The organism is Streptomyces africanus, from assembly GCF_002150735.1.
In the GTDB taxonomy this organism is placed as follows: Bacteria; Actinomycetota; Actinomycetes; order Streptomycetales; family Streptomycetaceae; genus Streptomyces; species Streptomyces africanus.
Genome location: NZ_MUKA01000169.1, coordinates 1 through 20,019, shown reverse-complemented (window position 1 = coordinate 20,019; position 20,019 = coordinate 1). Strand labels below are relative to the sequence as shown.

The 20,019-nt window shown below is 69.2% G+C and carries 33 protein-coding genes; 19 read left to right on the top strand and 14 right to left on the bottom strand.

Translation table 11 applies throughout. The annotated features are described in order from the left end of the window. Positions 1-94: 94 nt before the first annotated feature. Positions 95-724 carry a hypothetical protein gene (locus CCL05_RS21070; protein ID WP_086562042.1) on the bottom strand — a complete coding sequence of 210 codons (630 nt, stop codon included), beginning with the start codon at positions 722-724 and terminating at the stop codon, positions 95-97. Beyond that, the gene (locus CCL05_RS44030; RefSeq protein WP_107400491.1) at positions 724-957 is read right to left on the bottom strand and encodes a hypothetical protein; all 234 of its coding nucleotides are present in this window, start codon (positions 955-957) and stop codon (positions 724-726) included. Before CCL05_RS44030 ends, CCL05_RS21070 begins: the two co-directional genes overlap by 1 nt. Positions 958-1,166: 209 nt before the next feature. On the opposite strand from CCL05_RS44030, the gene CCL05_RS45625 reads away from it, so the two are divergent. The 7 genes from CCL05_RS45625 to CCL05_RS21030 all read left to right on the top strand — a co-directional run bounded on the left by CCL05_RS45625 (position 1,167) and on the right by CCL05_RS21030 (position 7,699). Beyond that, positions 1,167-1,406 (top strand): hypothetical protein, encoded by a 240-nt coding sequence (locus tag CCL05_RS45625; RefSeq protein ID WP_086562041.1) that lies wholly within the window; start codon positions 1,167-1,169, stop codon positions 1,404-1,406. 182 nt (positions 1,407-1,588) lie between these two features. After that, positions 1,589-2,794: a helix-turn-helix domain-containing protein gene (locus CCL05_RS21055; RefSeq protein WP_086562040.1), complete on the top strand. Its 1,206-nt coding sequence runs from the start codon at positions 1,589-1,591 to the stop codon at positions 2,792-2,794. Positions 2,795-2,996: 202 nt separating this feature from the next. Beyond that, positions 2,997-3,284: a hypothetical protein gene (locus CCL05_RS21050; RefSeq protein ID WP_086562039.1), complete on the top strand. Its 288-nt coding sequence runs from the start codon at positions 2,997-2,999 to the stop codon at positions 3,282-3,284. Between the two features lie 268 nt (positions 3,285-3,552). Beyond that, positions 3,553-4,593, top strand: coding sequence for a hypothetical protein (locus CCL05_RS21045; protein WP_086562038.1), 1,041 nt, complete (start codon positions 3,553-3,555; stop codon positions 4,591-4,593). 67 nt (positions 4,594-4,660) lie between these two features. Beyond that, positions 4,661-6,058, top strand: a complete 1,398-nt coding sequence (gene dnaB / locus CCL05_RS21040) for a replicative DNA helicase (RefSeq protein WP_086562037.1) — start codon at positions 4,661-4,663, stop codon at positions 6,056-6,058. Between the two features lie 501 nt (positions 6,059-6,559). After that, a complete protein-coding gene (locus CCL05_RS44845; protein ID WP_086562036.1) occupies positions 6,560-7,282 on the top strand; it encodes a hypothetical protein in 723 nt (240 codons plus the stop codon). An 87-nt stretch (positions 7,283-7,369) separates the two neighbouring features. Beyond that, on the top strand, positions 7,370-7,699 hold the full coding sequence (locus CCL05_RS21030) for a hypothetical protein (RefSeq protein ID WP_086562035.1): 330 nt from the start codon (positions 7,370-7,372) through the stop codon (positions 7,697-7,699). A 60-nt stretch (positions 7,700-7,759) separates the two neighbouring features. On the opposite strand, the gene CCL05_RS21025 is transcribed toward CCL05_RS21030, so the two are convergent. Next, on the bottom strand, positions 7,760-7,963 hold the full coding sequence (locus CCL05_RS21025; RefSeq protein ID WP_244204340.1) for a hypothetical protein: 204 nt from the start codon (positions 7,961-7,963) through the stop codon (positions 7,760-7,762). A gap of 428 nt (positions 7,964-8,391) precedes the next feature. Here CCL05_RS21025 and CCL05_RS21020 point away from each other — a divergent pair, with 428 nt between their 5' ends. The 10 genes from CCL05_RS21020 to CCL05_RS20985 are packed head-to-tail and all read left to right on the top strand — an operon-like array spanning position 8,392 to position 12,532. Next, positions 8,392-8,967, top strand: a complete 576-nt coding sequence (locus CCL05_RS21020; protein WP_086562033.1) for a hypothetical protein — start codon at positions 8,392-8,394, stop codon at positions 8,965-8,967. Beyond that, positions 8,964-9,128 (top strand): hypothetical protein, encoded by a 165-nt coding sequence (locus CCL05_RS44840; protein WP_158102471.1) that lies wholly within the window; start codon positions 8,964-8,966, stop codon positions 9,126-9,128. The genes CCL05_RS21020 and CCL05_RS44840 overlap by 4 nt, the downstream gene beginning before the upstream one ends. Positions 9,129-9,130: 2 nt before the next feature. Then, entirely contained in the window at positions 9,131-9,307 is a 177-nt protein-coding gene (locus tag CCL05_RS44835) for a hypothetical protein (RefSeq protein ID WP_158102470.1), read from the top strand. A gap of 32 nt (positions 9,308-9,339) precedes the next feature. Beyond that, positions 9,340-9,837, top strand: a complete 498-nt coding sequence (locus CCL05_RS21015; RefSeq protein WP_086562032.1) for a hypothetical protein — start codon at positions 9,340-9,342, stop codon at positions 9,835-9,837. Beyond that, a complete protein-coding gene (locus CCL05_RS21010; protein ID WP_208641584.1) occupies positions 9,837-10,205 on the top strand; it encodes a DUF4326 domain-containing protein in 369 nt (122 codons plus the stop codon). Before CCL05_RS21015 ends, CCL05_RS21010 begins: the two co-directional genes overlap by 1 nt. Then, positions 10,202-10,660, top strand: a complete 459-nt coding sequence (locus CCL05_RS21005) for an ASCH domain-containing protein (RefSeq protein ID WP_086562030.1) — start codon at positions 10,202-10,204, stop codon at positions 10,658-10,660. The genes CCL05_RS21010 and CCL05_RS21005 overlap by 4 nt, the downstream gene beginning before the upstream one ends. After that, the gene (locus CCL05_RS21000) at positions 10,657-11,229 is read left to right on the top strand and encodes a hypothetical protein (RefSeq protein ID WP_086562029.1); all 573 of its coding nucleotides are present in this window, start codon (positions 10,657-10,659) and stop codon (positions 11,227-11,229) included. The genes CCL05_RS21005 and CCL05_RS21000 overlap by 4 nt, the downstream gene beginning before the upstream one ends. Beyond that, positions 11,226-12,047, top strand: a complete 822-nt coding sequence (locus tag CCL05_RS20995; protein ID WP_086562028.1) for a hypothetical protein — start codon at positions 11,226-11,228, stop codon at positions 12,045-12,047. The genes CCL05_RS21000 and CCL05_RS20995 overlap by 4 nt, the downstream gene beginning before the upstream one ends. Then, the gene (locus CCL05_RS20990; protein ID WP_086562027.1) at positions 12,044-12,322 is read left to right on the top strand and encodes a hypothetical protein; all 279 of its coding nucleotides are present in this window, start codon (positions 12,044-12,046) and stop codon (positions 12,320-12,322) included. The genes CCL05_RS20995 and CCL05_RS20990 overlap by 4 nt, the downstream gene beginning before the upstream one ends. A gap of 30 nt (positions 12,323-12,352) precedes the next feature. After that, entirely contained in the window at positions 12,353-12,532 is a 180-nt protein-coding gene (locus CCL05_RS20985; RefSeq protein ID WP_086562026.1) for a hypothetical protein, read from the top strand. Here the strand turns inward: CCL05_RS20985 and CCL05_RS20980 are convergent. Next, on the bottom strand, positions 12,529-13,599 hold the full coding sequence (locus CCL05_RS20980) for a response regulator transcription factor (RefSeq protein WP_143589922.1): 1,071 nt from the start codon (positions 13,597-13,599) through the stop codon (positions 12,529-12,531). The two genes, CCL05_RS20985 and CCL05_RS20980, sit on opposite strands and share 4 nt — an antisense overlap. A gap of 282 nt (positions 13,600-13,881) precedes the next feature. On the opposite strand from CCL05_RS20980, the gene CCL05_RS20975 reads away from it, so the two are divergent. Together CCL05_RS20975 and CCL05_RS20970 are read left to right on the top strand one after the other, a co-directional pair. Further along, positions 13,882-14,109 carry a hypothetical protein gene (locus CCL05_RS20975; protein WP_086562024.1) on the top strand — a complete coding sequence of 76 codons (228 nt, stop codon included), beginning with the start codon at positions 13,882-13,884 and terminating at the stop codon, positions 14,107-14,109. A gap of 104 nt (positions 14,110-14,213) precedes the next feature. Further along, positions 14,214-14,639 (top strand): hypothetical protein, encoded by a 426-nt coding sequence (locus CCL05_RS20970; protein WP_086562023.1) that lies wholly within the window; start codon positions 14,214-14,216, stop codon positions 14,637-14,639. Positions 14,640-15,083: 444 nt separating this feature from the next. Here the strand turns inward: CCL05_RS20970 and CCL05_RS20960 are convergent, their stop codons facing one another. The 10 genes from CCL05_RS20960 to CCL05_RS20920 form a co-directional block, all read right to left on the bottom strand. Further along, positions 15,084-15,419: a DUF6233 domain-containing protein gene (locus tag CCL05_RS20960; protein ID WP_086562021.1), complete on the bottom strand. Its 336-nt coding sequence runs from the start codon at positions 15,417-15,419 to the stop codon at positions 15,084-15,086. Between the two features lie 167 nt (positions 15,420-15,586). Beyond that, positions 15,587-16,237 carry a nuclease-related domain-containing protein gene (locus tag CCL05_RS20955; protein WP_086562020.1) on the bottom strand — a complete coding sequence of 217 codons (651 nt, stop codon included), beginning with the start codon at positions 16,235-16,237 and terminating at the stop codon, positions 15,587-15,589. Then, the gene (locus CCL05_RS20950) at positions 16,234-16,698 is read right to left on the bottom strand and encodes a hypothetical protein (RefSeq protein ID WP_086562019.1); all 465 of its coding nucleotides are present in this window, start codon (positions 16,696-16,698) and stop codon (positions 16,234-16,236) included. The genes CCL05_RS20955 and CCL05_RS20950 overlap by 4 nt, the downstream gene beginning before the upstream one ends. A 131-nt stretch (positions 16,699-16,829) precedes the next feature. Continuing rightward, complete coding sequence (locus CCL05_RS20945) at positions 16,830-17,042, bottom strand: hypothetical protein (protein WP_086562018.1); 213 nt, start codon at positions 17,040-17,042, stop codon at positions 16,830-16,832. Beyond that, on the bottom strand, positions 17,039-17,266 hold the full coding sequence (locus CCL05_RS20940; protein WP_086562017.1) for a hypothetical protein: 228 nt from the start codon (positions 17,264-17,266) through the stop codon (positions 17,039-17,041). The genes CCL05_RS20945 and CCL05_RS20940 overlap by 4 nt, the downstream gene beginning before the upstream one ends. 45 nt (positions 17,267-17,311) lie before the next feature. Beyond that, on the bottom strand, positions 17,312-17,815 hold the full coding sequence (locus CCL05_RS47520; RefSeq protein WP_425275932.1) for a helix-turn-helix domain-containing protein: 504 nt from the start codon (positions 17,813-17,815) through the stop codon (positions 17,312-17,314). Positions 17,816-17,832: 17 nt separating this feature from the next. Then, positions 17,833-18,648 carry a hypothetical protein gene (locus tag CCL05_RS44825; RefSeq protein ID WP_158102468.1) on the bottom strand — a complete coding sequence of 272 codons (816 nt, stop codon included), beginning with the start codon at positions 18,646-18,648 and terminating at the stop codon, positions 17,833-17,835. A gap of 89 nt (positions 18,649-18,737) precedes the next feature. Then, a complete protein-coding gene (locus tag CCL05_RS20930) occupies positions 18,738-19,073 on the bottom strand; it encodes a hypothetical protein (protein WP_086562016.1) in 336 nt (111 codons plus the stop codon). Positions 19,074-19,144: 71 nt separating this feature from the next. Beyond that, a complete protein-coding gene (locus CCL05_RS20925; protein ID WP_086562015.1) occupies positions 19,145-19,480 on the bottom strand; it encodes a hypothetical protein in 336 nt (111 codons plus the stop codon). Further along, on the bottom strand, positions 19,477-19,920 hold the full coding sequence (locus CCL05_RS20920) for a hypothetical protein (RefSeq protein WP_086562014.1): 444 nt from the start codon (positions 19,918-19,920) through the stop codon (positions 19,477-19,479). The genes CCL05_RS20925 and CCL05_RS20920 overlap by 4 nt, the downstream gene beginning before the upstream one ends. Between the last annotated feature and the right edge of the window lie 99 nt (positions 19,921-20,019).

Genomic DNA, 20,019 nt, shown 5'->3' with positions numbered 1-20,019 from the left:
AGGCGGGCGGCGATCTCGTCGAGGTCTTCGTCGCCGATCTCGGCGAGGGTGTCGAGGACGTCGTCCAGGTCGCTGCCGTGCAGGGGGCCGGCCATCACTCGCCGCCGTCCTTCAGGTGGTTCTCGACCTCGGCGGTGAGGGAGTCCATCTGCGCCTGGTCGTGCGGCAGCGGGACGTCCTCGTCGGCGTACGGGTAGGGGATGTCACCGAACAGTTCGTCCAGGAGCTGGGCGACGTCGGGGAGGTCGGCCTGCCGGTCACGGATGACCTTGTCGGTGATGTCGATCGGGTCGAGCTCGTCGAACGCGTCGGTGACGTTGGCGTACAGGTCCGGGTAGCACTGGGCGACCGCCGCGGCGGAGAACTCCCCCGACGGGATGACCTCGCCGTTGCCGTCCTGCGCCCGTGCCTTCAGGTCCGCGAGGCGCCTGTCGACGCTGGCTTCGTCGTTCTGGAGGAGTGCGTCGATGGCGGGCTGGGCCTGCTCAACGGCGGCGCGCAGCTTGTCGTCCTCAACGGTCTCGCTGCCGAGGCAGTCGTTCATCGAGTCGACGGCGTCGGCGATGGCTTCGGCGGTCTTCGCGGTGACGTGCACCGTGTGGCCGGCGTTGGCGGGGCCGATGTGGATGGGGACGCTGCTGGTGTCGCCCGGGTCGCGGACGCAGGCGAGGAGCATCAGGGCCTCGAAGAGGTGCGCGATCGCGCGCTGAGTGCGGTCGTCCATCACGCGTCACCGCCCGGGATGACGACGAGGAACGCGTCGTCGGCGAGGTCCATGACGACCTCGGCGGGCAGACCCTCGTTGCGGCGGGCCGCGGCGAACTCCTCCGCCGGCCAGCTACCGCGCGGGGACCCGGCCGGGAACCGCTCCAGAACGGTGCGGGCGGGGGTGGTGACCTCGGTGACGTTGTCGACGGGGTGTGCTGCCCCGGACGGGCTTGCCATGAGAAGCTTCATGACGGTTCTGCCTCCTGATAGCGCAGGTAGGGCGGTTCCAAGTCCTTTGCGGTGCTCCAACACCGCTCCGGACACGCGACCCCGGTCCGGCGAAAGCTGGGTCGGGGTCGTGCTGTATGTCCAGTAGACCACTGATATAGACTTGGGTCAACATCATGGGGCAAGATAGGGACGTACCGAAGAAGACCGAGGAAGGGAGGCCGCCAGAGATGGTGACGCTCGCCGAGATCGCGAGACGCGTTCATCTCAGCAAGCAACGGGTCCAGCAGCTCGCGCACAAGGATCCCGACTTCCCGATCCCGAAGGAGCAGTGGCAGAAGGTCGGCCGCTACTACTTCCTCCCTTGGGAGCCGGTGGAGGCGTACTTCGAAGCTCGCGACCCGCAGCACGGCGTCCACTTCGCCAAGCGCGAGGAGCGCCGGCGAGCGGAAGGCGACGACAAGGCGTGAGGTCACGGCAGTCACTCCGGAAGGCGTGGATCAGTTGCTGACTCCACGACAGCACCGGCCGCGACTCCCGGAGTTGAAGCTGCTGTTGTCAATCAGCCCGGCCCCGAATTGACAACAGACAAACCCCGCGAACAGGGCGCTCAGCCCTCCCGACCAGACGAGAGAGGAGGAAGACTCCAGGCATGACGACCTTCCCGGAAATGCTCCGAGAGTGGCGACTGGCTGCCCATATGTCCCTCACGGACCTGGCGCAGCGGGTCAACTATGACCGGACGTCGCTGCACAGCTTCGAGACTGGCCGGCGGCCGACGCCGCTGCCCGTGGCCGAGGCCGCTGATGAGGCGACCGGCGCGAACGGCGCCCTGGTCAAGCAGTGGCACGAGGAGGACAGAGAGCGTCGGGAAGCCGCGGCCGCGCACCGTATCCGTGCGGCTGCGCTCGCGATGTCGCGGGACCTGACGGCGCTGGCGGATCTGGACATCTCCGAGCTCCAGGAGGGCGTGTCCGCTACGGCGGTCGACTACCTCGCTTCTCCCCCGGGTCCGATGATGGACCGGGCCCACGTCCTGCGCGGTGAAGCGTTCGAGCGTTTGCGCTCGGGGCATCACCGGCCGCAGGACCGTTCCGACCTGTACGTCGCGGCCGGGCGTCTGTCCGGGGTGCTGTCGTACGCACTGCTCGACATGGGCGACGCGGACGAGGCCCTGGCACACGCGACCGCGGCTGGCCGGTGTGCCGAGTTCGCGGGGGATGCGGAGCTGGCCGCGTGGGTGGCCGGCACGAAATCCCTGATCGCTCGCTTCCAGGGCGACTACGGGCGCGCGCTGGAGTACGTGCGGGACGGCTACCAGTGGGTGGGTCACGGGCAGGGCACCGGGGAGGCTCGGTTGCGCTGTGGTGAGGCCCAGTGTCTGGCGAATCTCGGCGACTCTCGGGCGGCGAACGGCGCGCTGGACGGTGCCGAGAAGGCTCGGGAGCGGATCCGCCGTCCCGACTCACTCGGTGGGCTGTTCGGGTTCTCGAGGGCCAAGCAGTCGTACTACGCGGGATCCAGCTTGATCTGGTTGCAGGGTGGGCACGACGCCGAGCGGGCGCAGCGTGAGGCTCTCGAGGCGATCGGCCTGTGGCAGTCCGGGCCGGCGGCCGAACGGTCGCTGGACGATGAGCGCCTGGCGCACATCTACCTCGCCACGGCCCGGGTGCAGCTGGACGACGTCGAGGGCGCGGCCGACGCCTTGCGGCCGGTGCTGTCGTTGCCTGTAGAGGACCAGATTTCGTGGATTGTAAAGCGCATGGATCGGGTGGCGGGGATGCTCTCTGCTCCCCGGTATGCGGGGAACTCCACGGCCGCTGAGACCGTGGAAGCGATCAACGCCCTCGCGGCGTGAGAGGAGAGGTGGACGAGGTGCGATCACCGCCCTGAGCAGCAGAAACGGCCGGACCGGGTCGCCCCGGCCGACCGTTTCCACGCCGGCGTACTGCGAATACGCGCGGCCACACAGAGCCCCCCTCGCGAAAGAAGGACCTGCACATGAGAAGCCTGCCACATTCTTGCGTCCAACCCGAGATTAGGCCGGTTGGTATCGGCCGATGAACGACGCCCTGCCCCCCTTCGTCACGTTCACAACCGGCGCCGAGCTGCTTGTGAAGTTGGGACTGGTCGACAGCATCACGGCCGAGGGTCTCAGGTACCACGCCCGAAAGAACCCTCCCTGGTGGCGATTCGGCGACCGGGAAGACCAGCTCCCGTACGTCATGGTCGGCCCGGTCAGGACCATGGAGACCGGCGCCTTTCTGGAGATGTTCAAGGAAGGACCGCGCCGCGGCGGGATCGGCAACAAGCCCAAGCCACCCGATCCGAAGCCGCCGGTGAGCTGAGGAAACGCTCAGCAGAGATCCGACTACGGTCGGTGTATTGGAAGCGTCTCCGACCAGCCGTGATCGCAGCCACGGCCCGGAAACGCAGGACGGCCAGGCAGGAGTCGCAACTCCCCCACCAGGCCGTCGAAGCAGGACCAGCGGATTCCCGTCCGCTGGCAATGAGTCCGCTCTCGTGAAAGCAGGTACCCGTGCTCAGGGTAGCCGTACTAGTGAGCCTGTCGGCAAGTAGCCCCTCCATGATCCTCCGCTCGACGGAGGCGGCGCGGTGAACGGCGAGTTCAGCGGATCCGTCTTCGGGCGGGCCGCAGAGGCGCCGGAAGAGGTCGTTGTCGGGCGCGCCGTCGCTGAGACCAAGGGCCTTCAACCCGAAGACCTGGGCGTGCTCGTGTACCTCCTGCTGCTCTCGACGGGAGATCTGGCCTCCGCCAAGGAACTGGCGGCCGGCATGCGGGCCCTCGGCTGGAAGATGAGCGTCGACCGGTTCGAGGTGATCGCCAAGAGGCTGATGAAGGCTGGTCACCTGAACCGGGAGTCGGTGTACGACGCGAAGACAAAGCGACCGCAGTGGCGGTACTGGGCGTACCGGAACCCGGCGAACAACCCGGAGTACCTGCGATCGGGCGCGGGGGCGCAGGTCACGGGCGAAGTCGGGGAAAACCCTGTTTCGGGCCGTGCGGATGCGAGGGAAGTCGGGGAAAACCCCGTTTCGCCTGGTCATGGCCGGAATCGGGAAATCCCCGAGTTCGGGGAATCCCCTTCGATGCCTGACGGTGTTCACGCAGGTCAGAGCCGAAACGGGGAAATTCCCGGTTCCGTCGTTCACCCCCCACACCCCCCGGAGGAGGTGGATACCTCCTCCCCCTACCCCCTCACAAGCAGCAGCAGTGAGGTGCCGTCACAGGGGGAGGAGGAGGTCGAGTTCTCTTCGGAGGAGATTCAGGCGGCCGAGCGGTTCTTGCAGACGATGCAGCAGCCGTGGAACGCCGGCCGGGCCACCGCCCGCAAGTGCACGCCTCTGCTGCTGCGCGTGATGGCGGAGCAGGGATGGCCTTCCATCCAGGCGTTGAGCGACATCGACCGCAGGCTGCTGGAGCGGGATCTGACGAAGAATCCGGAGGGCATCAGCCGGTTCTCTCAGGTGCTACCCAAGCGGATCGCCGACTTGGCGCTGTACGACGCCGTAGCCCGCCGCGCGCGCCCGCAGTCCGCGGCCCCCACTGGCGTCGATGTTCTGCGGGAGGAGCGGACGCCCACCAAGCGCAGCCTGACCGAGCTGCTCGAGCAGATGAACAAGCCCTGCCCCTGAACGCACGACGGCGCCCGGTGAACCTTGGCCGGGCCCGGGCGCCGTCCCTCACCAGAGCGAGGACCCCTTGAGCGTACTGCCACGCCAGACCACCAGCACCCCCGACGACCACGCCCCCGAGATCTACGACGACCCGTTCACGGGCCGCCGTCCGCCGCAGGACATCGAGTCCGAACGGATCACGCTCGGCAGCATGATCCTGGACGAGCAGGCCACCATCGACTGCCAGAACGCCGTCTGGCCTGAGGACTACCTGCTGCCCGCGCACGCCACGCTGCACCGCGTCATCGTCGAGATGCGCGGCCGCGGCGAGCAGACCCACCCCCAGCTGCTGTGCGCCGAGCTGCGGCGCCTGGGCGAGCTGGAGCGGATCGGCGGGCCCACCGCCATCGCCCAGCTCATCCAGTCCGTTCCCACCGCCGCATCCGGCGCCTACCACGCTGAGATCGTCCACGAGTGCGCCGTACGCCGCCGCCTCGGCGAGGCCGGGGTACGCATCACCCAGGCCAGCCACGCCGGCCAGCAGGCCCTGGACGAGCTCCTGTCGAACGCAGCGGCCGAGATCTCTGCCATCGCCCACGGGACCGACGACGACGGCGACTTCGTCACCCCCGGCTCCACCATGGCCAGCACCCTCGCCGCCGTGGAAGCCGCCAAGACCGGCACCGGCCTGACCGGGCTGGCCACCGGCTTCACCGACCTGGACTCCCTCACCAGCGGCTTCCAGCCCGGCCAGCTCATCGTCCTCGCCGCACGGCCCGGCATGGGCAAGTCCACGCTGGCCATGGACTTCGCGCGGGCCTGCTCCATCAAGCACCAGGTGCCGTCCGCGTTCATCTCCCTGGAGATGGGCATCAACGAGCTCAACATGCGGCTGCTGTCCGCCGAGGCCAGGGTCGGCCTGCACCACCTGCGCTCCGGGAACGTCACCGACGACGACTGGGCCCGCATCGCCCGCCGACTGCCCGACATCACCGCCGCACCGCTGTACGTCACCGAGGCCGGCGACACCCTCGGAGCGATCCAGGCGAAGATCCGGCGGCTGAAAAACAAGCACCCCGAGCTGGGGCTGGTCATCATCGACTACCTGCAACTGGTGCGGCTCGGCGGCCGACCGGCCGAGAGCCGGGAACGGGAAGTGTCGGAGATCTCCCGCAGCCTGAAGCTACTTGCCAAGGAACTGGAACTGCCGATCGTGGCGCTGGCGCAGCTGAACCGCGGGCCGGAGATGCGCGCCGACAAGCGGCCGATCAAGTCGGACCTGCGCGAGTCCGGGTCGCTCGAGCAGGACGCCGACATCGTGCTGCTGCTGTACCGCGACGACGCTTACGAGCCGGAGTCCCCGCGGTCTGGCGAGGTGGATCTGATCGTCGACAAGCACCGTAACGGGCCGACGGCCACGATCACGGTGGCGAACCAGCTGCACTACTCGCGGTTCGTGGACATGGCGGAGGACCTGAGCTAGCCAACCCAACCCACTGAACGCATTGCATTGCCATGCAATGTCGAGTACGGTGGGGACCACCCGGGCGCCGGGCCCCCTCCACCGTCCAAGTAGCGGGGACCCGGCTAAGCCTTGGTACCCCCAGAACAAGTCACGAAGGTCGTTCGGCCTGCCGCAACACTGCCCACCGACCCCAACACCTGTCCCCGACAAGGACCCTCGTGACTACATCCCGCCCCTACAACGACCGATTCCCTACCGACCCCACCTCGTGGGCAGTGCTGCTGCTCGCCGCAGCGGCCGTCATCGGCAGCCTGAACAACGAACAGACCACGACCCTCCTCGAACTCCTACGAACGGTTGCAGATCTGGCCCCGCTCCTACTCCTCGGAAGGAGGTAGCGCACCACCCGCCCGGCCGCGCCCCCATGGCGGCCGGGCTTCGCCGTATTCCGGGGATCAATGTCAGTGCCGTACCGCACGATAAGACGCAGACCGCCCAACACCGGCTTGGAGGCCAGTAGTGGACGCACCCGACCTCACCACCCTCGACGACCACAACTACGAACAGCTCGCCGTCGCCCACGCCCACCCCAAGCACCGAGACCCCGACACCTGGGCGCTCCTGACCAGCCCTCAGCACATCGAGCAGACCCGCACCGCCCTGAACAACGTCCACCAGCGCACCGCCGCCACACTCCGCCGCCGCAAGACCGAACGCGAAGCCTTCGAGCAGGAATGCCGGGCCCGCGGCGAAGCCGGCAAGCAGGAGTGGTTCACCAGTCGCCCCGAATACGAGAGGTGGCGGCGCGGCACCGCAGGCTTCCACCAGATGATCCAGGCCGCCATCTCCGAACTGGGCAAGCTACAGCGGGTCCACAACCACCGGGCGACGACCCAGCAGGGCGCCCAGGCGGCCCGCGAGGCGCTGCGACAGTTGTCCGTCGCCGTGCAACGGCATCAGGCTGCGCATGCCAAGGCGGGGACGATCGCTCAGCAGGAAGACTACGAGCTGTGGCAGCTCCTCGACCGGCTGACCGTGCCCTGCGGGCCGAATCAGGACCCCACAACGCTGCGGACGATGCTGGACTTCTACTGGACTGACGTGGATGTCGTCGACGCGTCAGAAGAAGCACGTGCGGCCACGGAGCGGTCGATGCGTCAGGCGCCCGCCGGCCGGTCCGCGAAGTACTCCGGTGTGCCGCGCGCCAAGCACGTGGGCAACGAGAAGGACCTGGCCAGCTAGTCGTCCACCGACCAGGCAGGCCCCGGCTGCTCCCCGACACCGAGGCCTGCCGCGTGTCCTGGCCGTTCAGCTGACCGTTGTCAGCGCATGACGATCACGGACACCGAACCAGTCGGCTACCACGCATACAGCGTGCTCCACTCACCCAACGGCCCCGTCGTTGCAGCATCACCGGGAGACGGCTGGCTCATCGAAGTCACCCGGAGAGAGACCTGCGAGTCGTGGACGGAACGAGTCGTCACCTGGCTGGTCCACCAGAACGGTTCCATCGTGCCCGCAGTGGTGGATGAGCTGGAAACCGGCGGAACGTGGTTCCCCACACAAGACGCCGAGTTCAGCGTGAGGCTTTTCCATCCGGCGCACCCCGTACAGCAGGACGTCGAGGAGCGCGGCGAAGGGGAATCGCAGGACGCGTGACCGGATAGCCGACCAGGCTCCGTTTCGTCGCTCCGCGGCAGGCGGGGCCTTCCTGCGTCTCTACGCCGCGCTGCCGTGGCCGGCTTCGCCCGGGTCGCCCATCGGCCGGGTCAGCCCGCCGTCCTCCACCGCCCGGCGTGACGGCTCGGTGTTGTCCAGCTCGTAGTGGTGCCGGCACTCCTCGCACCGCGGCCCACCCACCCCCACGGCCGCCGCGTCGAGGACTTCCCCGTTCGGGCAGTCCGTTCCGTCGCCACGCCCCACACACGCTTCCCCGGTAGCCCCCATACATTCGACCGTGCGCTGGCCGGGCTGACGTCGGGAGGGTGCCTGTGGGGGCGCACGGGCGCTCAACAGCGGTGCAACGCCCCAGGATCCCCCACCAGCCCCAGACGCGGCCCCTGCGGGCTGTCAGAGCCGCGTGGCAGGCTTTGGTGTGCCCCCTGTGAGGCCGACCGAAGCGCCCCCATGACCCGCCCCATACCGGCGAGGGGAAGGCTGGGAGAAGCCCCCGGGTCCTGACGACCGGGGGTTCCTTCATGCCTACCCCAACCCTCGCAACGCATTGCAATGCCATGCAATGCGGAGTACGGTGGACAGGTCTACCCGCCCCCGCACACACGCCGGGGGAACACCCGCCACGAACGGCGGCAGACTCACCAACCACGCCCCCAAACGACCGGGAGCCTCCTATGGCCGAACCCGCCGCCACACCCCTCTCCCACTCCATCGAACTCGCCCTCACCGGCCAGCCCGACGTGAAGAACAAGTACGGCAGCGGCCAGATCCGGCCCGAACGCGTCGTCTTCTACTACCTCGCCGACCGCACCAACGCCCACCTGCACGGATCCTGGATCCGCGAAGACGGCGAGCAGACCGACGCCCCCGTCGACCAGCTGTATCGGCACGACGACGACTGGCCGGACTGGCTCACCGCCCTGGCCCGCAAGCACGCGCCCGCCGCTGCGCCTCAGCACGTCTACCGCGTGTCCGAGATCCGCGACGGCGCTGTTCGCCGCGTCCACGGATACCACGCCAGCCTCCAAGGCGCGTTCGGCTACTGCGAGATCGAGGAGCGGAAGAAGCCGCTCATCGACAGCGTCCGCTTCGAGCTGTTCGCCGTGCCCGGCGGCACCCAGTGGCTGATCCACGAGTTCTACGGGCCGAAGGACGACTTGCCGGAGACCAGCGACTTCGTGATCAGCCAGCATGCGGTGATCCCCGGCCCGGACCAGCAGGACCGAGCGCAGGGAGGCGACACCAAGTGAGCAGCAGCGGAGGATTCGCCGGGATCAGCCTGGCCGGCCGGTGGGAGTGCGGCGCCTGTGGCGCCACCGGAGACGGCTGGTACGACGAGGACGACGGCCTCGTCCTCCACGACCAGGACGGACAGCCCTTCGCCCCCGACGACCACGACTGCGGGGCCTGACCTTGACCCAGTTCGTCGACGCGTGGACCACCACCGCCTACGTGGCCGCCGCCGGCGGGATAGCCGCCCTCGGCGTCGTAGCCGTGTACGCGGCCATACGAGGCACCCTCCGGCCCCACCGGGCCCGCAAAGCCGCACAGCAGGCCGTGGAAGACCGCCAGTTCGACAAGTGCGCATAACTCCCACCCACCACAACAACCCGGAGAAATGAATGACCAGCACCACCACCGACCCCGACCTCAAGCCCCTCGCCCCGCTCGCCCGCACCATCGCCGAAACCGTCCGCGACACCCCCATCAACCTCGGCACCCCCGAAGGCGCCGCCGACCTCGTCGCCTCCCTCACCGTGAAGGTCGCCGCCTACATGGGCAGCGAACTCCCCACCACCCCCGGCCTCACCCAGCACATGATCGAAGTCGACACCGAACGGCAGCGGCAACTCGCCAAGTGGGGCGACCAGCACCACCCCGACGGCACCGGCGGCATCCTCCCCGAGAGGGCCGCAGAACGCCGCCGAGAAGCCGACTCCGCCCGCAAGATGTGCGACGAGCTGGCCGACACCGGTCATCTCACCTGGTTCCACATCCTCAACGAGGAGTTCCTGGAGGCCGCTGCCGAGTCCGACCCGAAGGCGCTGCGAGCCGAGCTCGTGCAGTGCGCCGCGGTCATCCAGGCGTGGATCTCCGACATCGACAGCCGGGAGGCGTGATGCCGCAGCGAGTCCAGCGCAAGCGCACCCGCGGCTGGAAAGCCCCCGCCGGGGCCCGCTACGTAGGCCGCGGCACCCGCTGGGGCAACCCGTGGGTCGTCGCCCAGACCCGCACCGGCTGGGCAGTCAACTGGGCCGGAGAAGGCTCAGGCCGACCCGACTGGACCGTGAACACCAACAACCAGCACGCCGCCCACGTGATGGCCGTCGGCCTGTACCGGGAGTACGCCGAACTCACCGTCGGATTCGCCACCCGGGCGCGCGTCGAACTGCGCGGCCGCGACCTCATGTGCTGGTGCCCTCCCGACCTGCCGTGCCACGTCGACGTCCTGCTGGAGCTCGCCAACGCCGAAGGAACCCGCCCGTGAAGGCCCTCACCGTCCGCCAGCCATATGCAGACGCCATCGCTTATCAGGCGAAGCCGATCGAGAACCGCAGCAAGCCGCTGCCCGTGAAGTACATCGGTGTACCCGTCCTCCTCCACGCCGGGAAGGAACCCCACGCCTCCGGCATTACCGCCGTCGACCTCGCTCAGCTCACCGGCGCCCGCACCCACACCTGGCCGGATACCCGCAGCGCGATCATCGCCGTGATCCGGTTCGGCGGGTTCCACCTGGCGGACGGCGACGTCCACTGGTGCTGCCGGCCCTGGGGTCAGGTACCGACCCGCGTCCAGCCGGAGGTGTGGCACTGGCAGATCACCGACGTGCAGCACCTCGCCGAGCCCGTGCCCGCCACCGGCGCCCTCGGCTTCTGGACCCCGAAAGAAGACGTCCTGGCCGCCGTGCAGCGGCAGATCAACCTCGAGAGGACCACCGCATGAGCGGCCCCGACGACCCGGCCTGGCGGTGGGAGTTCCGCTGCGAGGACTTCGTCTACGCCCGCCTCGCCAAAGCCCAGACCACCGCCGAGGCCATGCCACCCGGCCCCACCCAGGACGCCGAACTGGGCCGCATCGACTCCCTCTACCTCATCGCCAACGAACACAACATCTGGATCGACGCCCGCGGCCGCTCCCACGCCGCCTGCGTCACCTGCACCGCCAGCGCCGGTGTCCCCTGCACCACCATGCGCGGCCTCGCTCGCCTCTGGCGCACCCACCCCGACTACCAGCCCGGCTGGAACGAGAACATCGACAACCCCCGCCACCGGGGCAACGTCTACGAGGACTACAAGCGGCGCACCACCATCTACCAGGAACGCAAAGCCGAGCTGGACGCCTTCTACGACCGGTTCGACCTCGAGCAGGTCGACGGCGGCGAACGCTGGCGCTGCAAGACGTGCGGAGCGCACGGGGAGACGTGGAAGCCGCAGCCGGCCGTCTACGACTACCCGCACGCCATCGGCACCGCAGCGCACCGGCACCCCACCTGCGAGAGGACCAGCCCGTGACCCACCAGCCGACCCTGGCCACGCTCACCGAGGAGCAGTTGGCCGACCTCATCGCCGACGCGACCGCGTTCCGCAACCAGCCGTCCCTCCGCCACTGCCTCTACCCGGGCTGCACCCGCGAGTTCGACATGATGGCCCGCATGAACGGGCGGGAGCCCGAACGCCCTTCCTGGTCCGGTGACGGATGGCATCAGGTCACTCGTGGGCCCTCGCCCGGGTCCATCTGTCCCGACCACGTCGCCATCGTCACCGCTCACCTGCCCCGCACCGTGGACCTTCCCAACGGCCGGTGGATGGTCGCCTGCGCCTGCGAGTGGATGTCCCGCCCCCAGACCTACGGCGGCCTCCTGCGCCCCCTGTGGGAGGAACACCTCCTCCTCGCCGCAGGAACCCTCACCGCGCCCGTCACGCTCGCTGAGACGCCCGGCCGGCTCCCCCTCGACGAGCACACCGAGACCAGCCTGGCGGAGCTGTACGAGCTGCTGGAGGACACCGAGGCCGACCGTGCGGAGACCCGCGAAGCGGCGCAGGCCATGTACAAGGGCTGGGACTGGCACCGGAACACCCTGGGTGGCGTCTCCCGCGCCGTCGTGTCCGCCTGCAACATGATGCGGACCGCGGCCTCCCACTACCAGCGGGACTGGACCAACGACCGGCACGACGCCTACCTGTGGGCCGTCCTCATCGGCTTCGACGACGAGGCGCTCCAGGAGGTCGCGACCCGGCACCGGTGGAACGAGCACCGCATCAAGTACGTACGGGAGATGCGAGCCCTCCTCGCCCCCATCACCGACCAGCCGAAGGAGCCCACCGAGTGAGCCCCCTGACCGCTACGGCCGCGGCCCTGGGCATGCTCGCCACCGGCTACGCCCTCGGCCGTCTCCGCCCCGCCCACCGGGCCCTCGACTGGGCGAACTGGCAGCACTACGGCCGACGCCCCACCGGCCTGCGTTACGCCGCCGTCTGGACACTTCTGTCCGCCGAGAACCTCGCCTGGCTCATCGCCCACCCGCGGCAGGGCTGGCACGCGTGGAAGCACCGCAACGACCCGCCCCCCACCCCGCTCACCCGCCGTCCGCGTGGGCCGCATTGACCGCGGCAGCGGCCAGGACCTGGAGGACGTGTGAGGCGCAGGGTGCCGTCCAGACGGGAGCTCCTGCGCCGCATCGAGGCCCTCGAGGCGCTGCACCGGCAGCCCACCCCACGCCCGTTAGACGGCCAGGAGGCCATCCCCGAGGACCTCTTCGGTCAGCACCCGCCCCAGCACCACGAACCGCACCAACTCGCGTTCGACGACGACTAGGCCGCCGGCCGGACCGACGCCCTTAACCCGGCCTCCGGAGCAGAGTCGTCCACCAGCCGGTCACTCGAGAACGACCACTTGTACGCCAACTCCGCCGGCGACTTCGCGTCGAACAAATCCTTCAGATCGTTGATCTCGTCCGCCACAGTACGCACCGACACCCCCAGCTCGGTTGCAATACCCCGCTGATCCAGGCCGGCCACCAACCCCCTGACGACCTCACGCTGACGGCGCGTCGTACGCACCCCCTCCACGCCCGTCACCGTATCCACGCTCTGCACCCGGCCCCTCAGCTCCCCATGCCACGGATCCGCAGACCTCCAGCGGGCATCGAACTCAGCGGCGATATAGGCGACCATCGCCTTGTCCGTCACCAGCCACGCCGAATGATCCGGCGCATTCGGCAGGTAGTGGTTGGAGATGAAAGCCACCCGCTGGTCGACGATGATGGCCCGCTCGAACGGCGAGGGCAGCGTCCGGTACTCGGGCCGCTTCCCCGTCTCCCGCCCCGTCATCGCCCGCACATACTCCGCCGTGCAGGTGTTGTCACGAGCCACCGCCCTGTAGAGAGTGCGCTTGGCCACCCCACGCTCCAACGCCGCGGTGTCCCGCGCGAGGGAACGTTCCAGCTGCTCCCGGTCCCTCGGCCCACCCGGCTGCGCCGACAGGATCTCGAACTCCGCCGAACCCACCACATCGTCCAGGCGGGCATTCACGATCGCCTTGTCCTCGATGTACTCCGAGCCCCCAGACGACCGCCACAGGCCCCGCTGGTACTCCTCCGCCATCCGGTCCGCCAACGCCGGCAGCTCACGCATCTTCCTGATGCGGTCCTCGTTCTCTTCCAGCATCTTCTCGATGTGCCGCTGCGTGATCACGTGCGGGTCGAGAACTACTGGTCGGTTTTTGCCGTCGGTGCTGTGCACCACAAATCCGGCCTCAACCAGTTCCGTGACCGCTTCCTGGAGATGATCGGGCACATCCCTGCCCGACGAAATCAACCCAAAAGCCACTTCAGCATTCGCAGAAAGCAACGCGCTGTCACCTATCGCATTATCGCTGGCCAAAGATGACCCCTCGGATGAAAACCGACCGTCCCGCTGCGCGTTGACGCACTGCATGAAGGTGCAGCCAGGAAGTCGTTGATGGATGAATCGAGCGTACGGCACCGTGAGTGCGGGGCGTCCCCCGGCGCTCGTACACCGCATCCTCCCCAACAGCTATAGGCGTCCACTGCCAGGAACTCGCCTACAAGCAGTAGGGGTTCGCAGCAGGATCGGTCACGAGAAAACCGGGAAGGCGCCCCGTTACTCTTCACACCACCACCACAACTGAAGGGACCCAGCGCCATGACCAAGCGCATCCGACTCTTCGTCGCCGGCCTCGGCATCACCGCAGCAGCCGCCACCGGCACCATCCTCGCCACCGGCCTTCCCGCCGTCCCCCCGGACACCACCTGGGGATCCCACGCCACCGCAGACGACACCACCTGGGGCACCACCCCGCAGGACGTCACGGGCACCGTCGAGGACACCACAGGGGTCACCATCACCCCGCAGGACACCACCTGGGGCTAGACCAGCCCCCACCCCAGACGGCCCGGCAGACGCGCCCCCAGCGCCCTGCCGGGCCTCCGCATGCCCGAGGGAACACGGCGCCGGATCCGCGGGACCGTAGAGCCATGCCCCCAACGCCCCGCAAAACAGAGTCCAACCTCGTCGCCCACGCCCGCCGCGAACTCCGCATCATCGGCGAAGACCCCGACACCATCCGCGGCCTCTGCCGCGTCGTCCAAGCCTTCGCCGACATGGGCCACTCCGGCGGCAGCGCCCACTTCGCCGCCCTCTACCTGGACAAGCTGCTGCGCTACCAGCCCCTGTCCGACCTCACCGACGACGCCGGCGAGTGGATCGACCGGCACGCCGAAGGCATGACGCAGAGCCCGCTCTGGCAGAACAAGCGGAACAGTGAGGCGTTCTCCACCGACGGCGGCAAGATCTACTACCTGCTGTCCGAGCAGCAAGCCGCCGGCGACATCGCCACCACCCCCCTGCACCAAAGCAAGAGCCTTACCCGGCTCGCGGACTCCGAGGAGGCGACAGCCTGATGCCCGAGCAGAGGTTCATCCCGCCCGCCGCTAAGGGGCTCCCTCTTGATGCGCTGGAGTCGGCCACCAACGGCGCCACCATGCTCGACTCATGGGCGGAGACTGGGAACGGAAGGAACTTCCTCGCTCACGCCCTGGTGCAACTGGCCCGGGATGGCTGGCTGCGCCGATCCCCTGACCAGAGCACGGCTTTCGACCCGTCGGACCGCCCACAGGGAGCACCCCAGCCACAGGACCCCGCGTCGGCGTAGGCGTTGTCAGTGGGCCGTGCCATCCTGAGACTCCCGGTGTGACGGCCCCTGGCTGTCGGCGCGCGACACCGGGCCCTGCGCTCGCTCGTCTGCCGCTGGGAAACCGCGGCACCCGGGGAGGTCCGGTACAGCCGGGCGAGCGCCAGTCTTCCGCCCTGCCAGGCACCCCCGTCCTGGCGGGGCGGTCGCATGTTCAGCCCCGCAGCCCAGGCTCCGGGTTGCACACCGAGCACATCTCCACGGCCAGACTGTCGTCCTCCAACGCCAGCAGTGCCTCCTCCCGGGTCAGGAAGCCGTGGTCGCCCTTCCAGATGCCGCACCCGCCGCGGTGCAGGACCGTCCTGCGGTCGCGGGCCGGCTCGAGCTTCCATCGGGCCTCCTCCCATGCCCGCTGCGCCGCCTTCCGGCCCCGCTCCACCTCCGCCTCGACCGTGCGCCGCCTGGCCCGAGTGTTGTTCAGCTGCCACTCCAGCCACTCCTCCAAGACGAGCAGCTTCGCCAGGCGTTCCTCGGGCGGCATGTCGTTCATACGTTCGATCCTATGGGCATGAAAAAAGGACCCGCCACCTGGGATCACTCCCAGATGACGGGCCCCGGTCCCCTGCTCCAACAGGACACCGATTGCGCAGTCCGACGACCTCTCCCGTACCAGGGGAAGAACCATCCCCCTCAGTCTAGAGCGGGCCTCTGACAGCGTTACCCCGCATACGGGCGCAGCACCTCATCCACACGCCGCGCCAACCGCCCGGCACGCACCGGATCCCTCCCAGCCGGCGCCTTCGCCAGCGTCGGCACCAGGAAGTCCGGGCCCAGCACCCACACCGGACCATCCCACGCCGCCGCACGAGCCTCCAGACGCCCACCCGCGACCCACGAACCGTGCACCACCAGCAGCGGCCACACCACCACTCCCGGCACGCCGATCGCCTCCGCGGCCCGGGCCGCATAGCGGGCCACCGCCTCCACCTGCCTGTGCCGATCCTCGGCCCCAACACACACCCGGCCGCGGATCAGGCTCGTCGTACGGCTGCGATCCCAGCGTTTCGTGTCCAGCACCACCACTGCGGTGCCACACGGGGAGACGAGGACGTGGTCCAGGTTGGCGGTGCCGCGGCCTGGTAAGCGCCGATCGTGCAGCACCCGCCAGCCGACCGCCTCCAGCGGGGAAAGCATCCGCGCCGTGTACTGCTCCCACTCCGCCCCCAGCGCCGTACGGGCGGCGAGGGCGTCCGCGCGGCGCGCCGACGCACTCAGGCCCAGCCGGGCCAGCAGCCACCGCCACGGGCCCCTACGGGCCGCACGACGCCGCTCCTGCCCCCACCGGAGTGCCGAGCCACCCGCGCTCACGCCTGGCCTCCCGGCGTGATGGTGACCTCGAGGCGCATGCTGTCCCCGTACTCCGCGAGCACCAGGTCCCGGATCGTCTGAGCCCACTGGCCAGCGTTCTCATCCGACGGCGCCCGCACCACGACCCGCACCTCACGGGCCCCGCTCGGCAGGCCCGCAGCCCTCGCCCGGTCCATGGCCTCGATGAGTCGGTCCGCGTAGTCAGTGGCGACACCGTGCGGGGAGCAGAAGTCCCGCATCTCCGCAGCGAACGTGCGGGCCGCCGCCACCTCCGCGCGCAGAGCCGCCAACTCCTGCCCTGGGCTCTCCTCACCGTTCTTCTCCTGGTCCCGCTGCTCGTCGTACTCGTTCCAGTGCGCGATCGCATCGTTCAGCGTGAGCGGCTCCTCCGCCCAGTGGTCCGGTCGCACCGGCTCCCAGTCGCTGTACTGAACGCGACGACGGACGACGCCACCGCCCATGTCTCCTGGGAGGAGAAAGCATCCAGGCAGTCCATCGGGGCGGGTGGCCAGGACGGTGGAGAACTGCCATTCCGCTGGCGGGGTGGTCGGGAGGCTGCTCTTACGAATCGGTGCCGGTTCGCTGGGCGTGGTCATGCTGCTCCTTCGAGTTGGGTGGGGTTCCAGGTGTCGGGTCCGGGGATGGTGCGTACCTTGCGGCCCTTGTGGCGGGTCGGCCAGATCCGGCCCACCGGCCGGCCCGACCGCGGGCACGGGTCGTCCTTCCGGCCGTGCCGCGCCAGCAGTCCCCGCGGGCTCATCGCCACCAGGGCCTGGCAGTCGGGGCAGGGGGTGCGGATCGTCACGGGGCCGCCTTCCTGGTGGGGTGGGGTCGGGCGTGCGTGCGGCGCTGGGGCCGGGCGCGGCGGACACGCAGACGGTGAACCGCCCCCTCCACCAGGTGGGCTATCGCCCCAGCGGCCAGGGCCAGACCGACGACGGCGGGCCAGGGCAGGTGCCGGCTGCCGGTGATGAGCCACCATGCGACGCCGAGCACGGCGGCCAGGGCAGCGGGGATCAGGAGATGCACGGGCCCTCCAGGGCGTTGATCGGTCTTACCGGCCGGTGGCGGTGTCTAAGATGTCCGTTTCGGTGCATGGATCAGGCCGTGCTGAACAGCCACCCGCACAGCAGCTGCACGCCGCTCGGACCGGGGAACGTGCCCAACCCCCAGCCGCCGGTAGATCCGCCCCGACAGCTCTGACGCCAACCCCTCCGGCGTCATCCGCAGCCCCCGGGCAGCCACAGACAGCGGACGCCCATCGGACACAGCCGCCAGCACCTCCGCCTGCCGGGCCGTCAACGAAGGGCGTGGGACCGGCATCTGCCACCGTTCAGAGAACAGATAGGCCGCAGTGACTTCGAGGGCGGCGCAGGCACGGACGAAGCCGTGGAGGGACGTCTCACCGTTCTCCAATCGCTTCACGGTGGCCAATCCCATGCTGGCGCGGCGGCCGAGCTCGGTCTGGGACCAACCTCGGGCCTGACGTTCGGCGCGGATGCGGTCGCCGATGTCGGCCAGGACGTCATCCCAGTCCGGAGACGGCGCGGGCCCGCCGCTCGAGGACGACGGGCCCACCCACTGTGGTGCGACGGTCACACGCCACCACCCAGGCGCGGCTCCACACGGGCACGCCCACGGTCGTAATGCGGCACCGGATCCTTCCCCGGCACGAACCCGTAGTCCTGCCCGGTCAGCTCGGCACCGTCCGAACCCCGGTGGTAGCGGGTTTCCGGCCCCGGACCGTCCGGACCGTCGCCCTCCACGATGATCCCGGCCGCGGACAACTCCGACTCGGTCATCTCGTCCAGCTGCATCGTCTTCCCGGCTGTCACCTGGTAGGTGGGCGCCTGCTTCACGTGCTCGAACGCGTCGTGCAGCTCGTTCACCAGGGCCACGAAACGGGCCTGCCAGGCGTCCGGCATCGACTGGAGCAGCGTGCGGGGCAGAACCAGGTAGTTCGCGTACGACAAGCTGAAGTACGTGTGGACGTCCTGACGATCCTCGTCCGCCGGTGCGTTCCCGTTCTTCTCCTCCCACGCCTGCGTGTTCTTCAGCGCCTCCTGCGCCATGCGGCGGCCGTCTTCGACCCACTGCTCCAGCAACTCCGGCCCGCGGGCCACGTGCCGCTCCAGCCAGTCGGTGTGCTCCTCCGGGTCCGGCCCGTCCGCGAACGGCCCCTGGAACCACTCCGCGATCTCGGCCGCCTTGGTGGGGGCGACCTCGTTGAGGGCGTACAGGGCGCGGGCGAAGCCGGCCGCCATCGACCCCGCGGTGGCCTGCCAGCCCATCGCGGCCGGGTGCTTCGGCAGGTGGGAGACGCAGGTGCGGGTGTGGAGCTCGCCCAGATCGACGAGCAACTGCTCGGGAGTGGGTGGGGCGTCCGGGGTGGTTTCAGGTGTGATGGTCATGCGGGCTGGTGCTCCTTGATGTGAGGGCGAACAGGGGCGCGCTGCTGGTTGGGGGCCTGCGGGGTGCGGGAGGGGCGGAATCAGGACACTCACTCGCCACCAGCCAGACGCGGCTCCACAGCGACGCGCTCTGGGTCGTGGAGCCGCGCTTCCTCGGCCAGCCACTCCGGCCAGCCGCCCAACCCGTCGTCGTAGTGCTGCCCGTACAGACCGCCACTCAGAGACGGAACCTCGGCCCCGTCGATCCACAAGCGGCCCGCCACGTAGGCGTGCAAACGGCCGAGCTGGCTGTCGGGTACGGCCCGGTACGTCAGCGTGATCTCGCAAGGTGCGATGACGCCCGCCCCGTACAGGTTCGGCACCTCGGGCAGGCCGCGTACGGCGTAGTGAACGGAGTAGGCGAGGGGGATGCGATCGGTGGTCATTGTGGCTCCTGGAGGTGGGTGATTTGGCATGCTGGGCACAGGCCCGGGGCGGTTTCGAGCGCCCCGGGCTGTCACACGAGGGCTTCCTGAACGACCTCGGCGGTCGGCTCGGGCTCGGCCTCTCTGGCGGATTGAAGGCTGGGATTGAACTCGACGTGCGCGCCGGCCCAGTTCCGTTCCTGCATGTCGGCGAAGGTCATGTAGTTACGGCGCACCTCGCCGCCCATGACGGCGGTGAGGGTGCCGTCGGGGTGGAGGGTGCAGTCGAACGGCGGCAGGCCTTCGTTGTGCACGCGGATCGCGGTCGGCACCTCGGGCAGTTCGATGCGCTCGGGCTCGGCGGCGGCAACGTCGTCCCCAGCCTGCTTGGTCCGGCAGTGCGGGCACCTGTCCTCGTGCTGGCTCACGCCGCCCTCACCGTCCGCCCCATCTCCAGCAACCGGGCCGCGGTCTCCACGCTCACGCACAACTCGACCGCAATCGCAGACAGCGGCAGCCCCGCGTCATCCCTCTCAGCAGCCATACGCGCCCACACAGCGATCCGCTGATCGCGGCGGAAATGCTCGAAATCCACCCCGATGCGGGGCTTGCGCGGCCGCCGCCCACCACTGGCCTTACGCCGCGAGGGAACCGCAGCGACCCTGTGTTCCGGAGGCGTCCAGTCGGCCTCCAGAAGCACGAGCGGCGCAGGCTTACTCCCGGCGGTCACCATCTGGTCGCACTGCATGGGGCAGGTGGCGCAGAGGGCGGCGGCGCGGTGCGTGGCTTGCTGGCGTTCGGCGGTGTTGCTGTCGTCGAAGAGAACTATGTCGTAGAGGGCTTCATGGCCCTTACATGGAAGGATCATGGTTGGCTCCTGGCGTATGCAAGGCGGTTGTAGATGGAGCTGCCCCACCCCGAAGGGGGTTCGGGGCGGGGCAGCAGCGCCGCGCCGGGGGGATGCGCG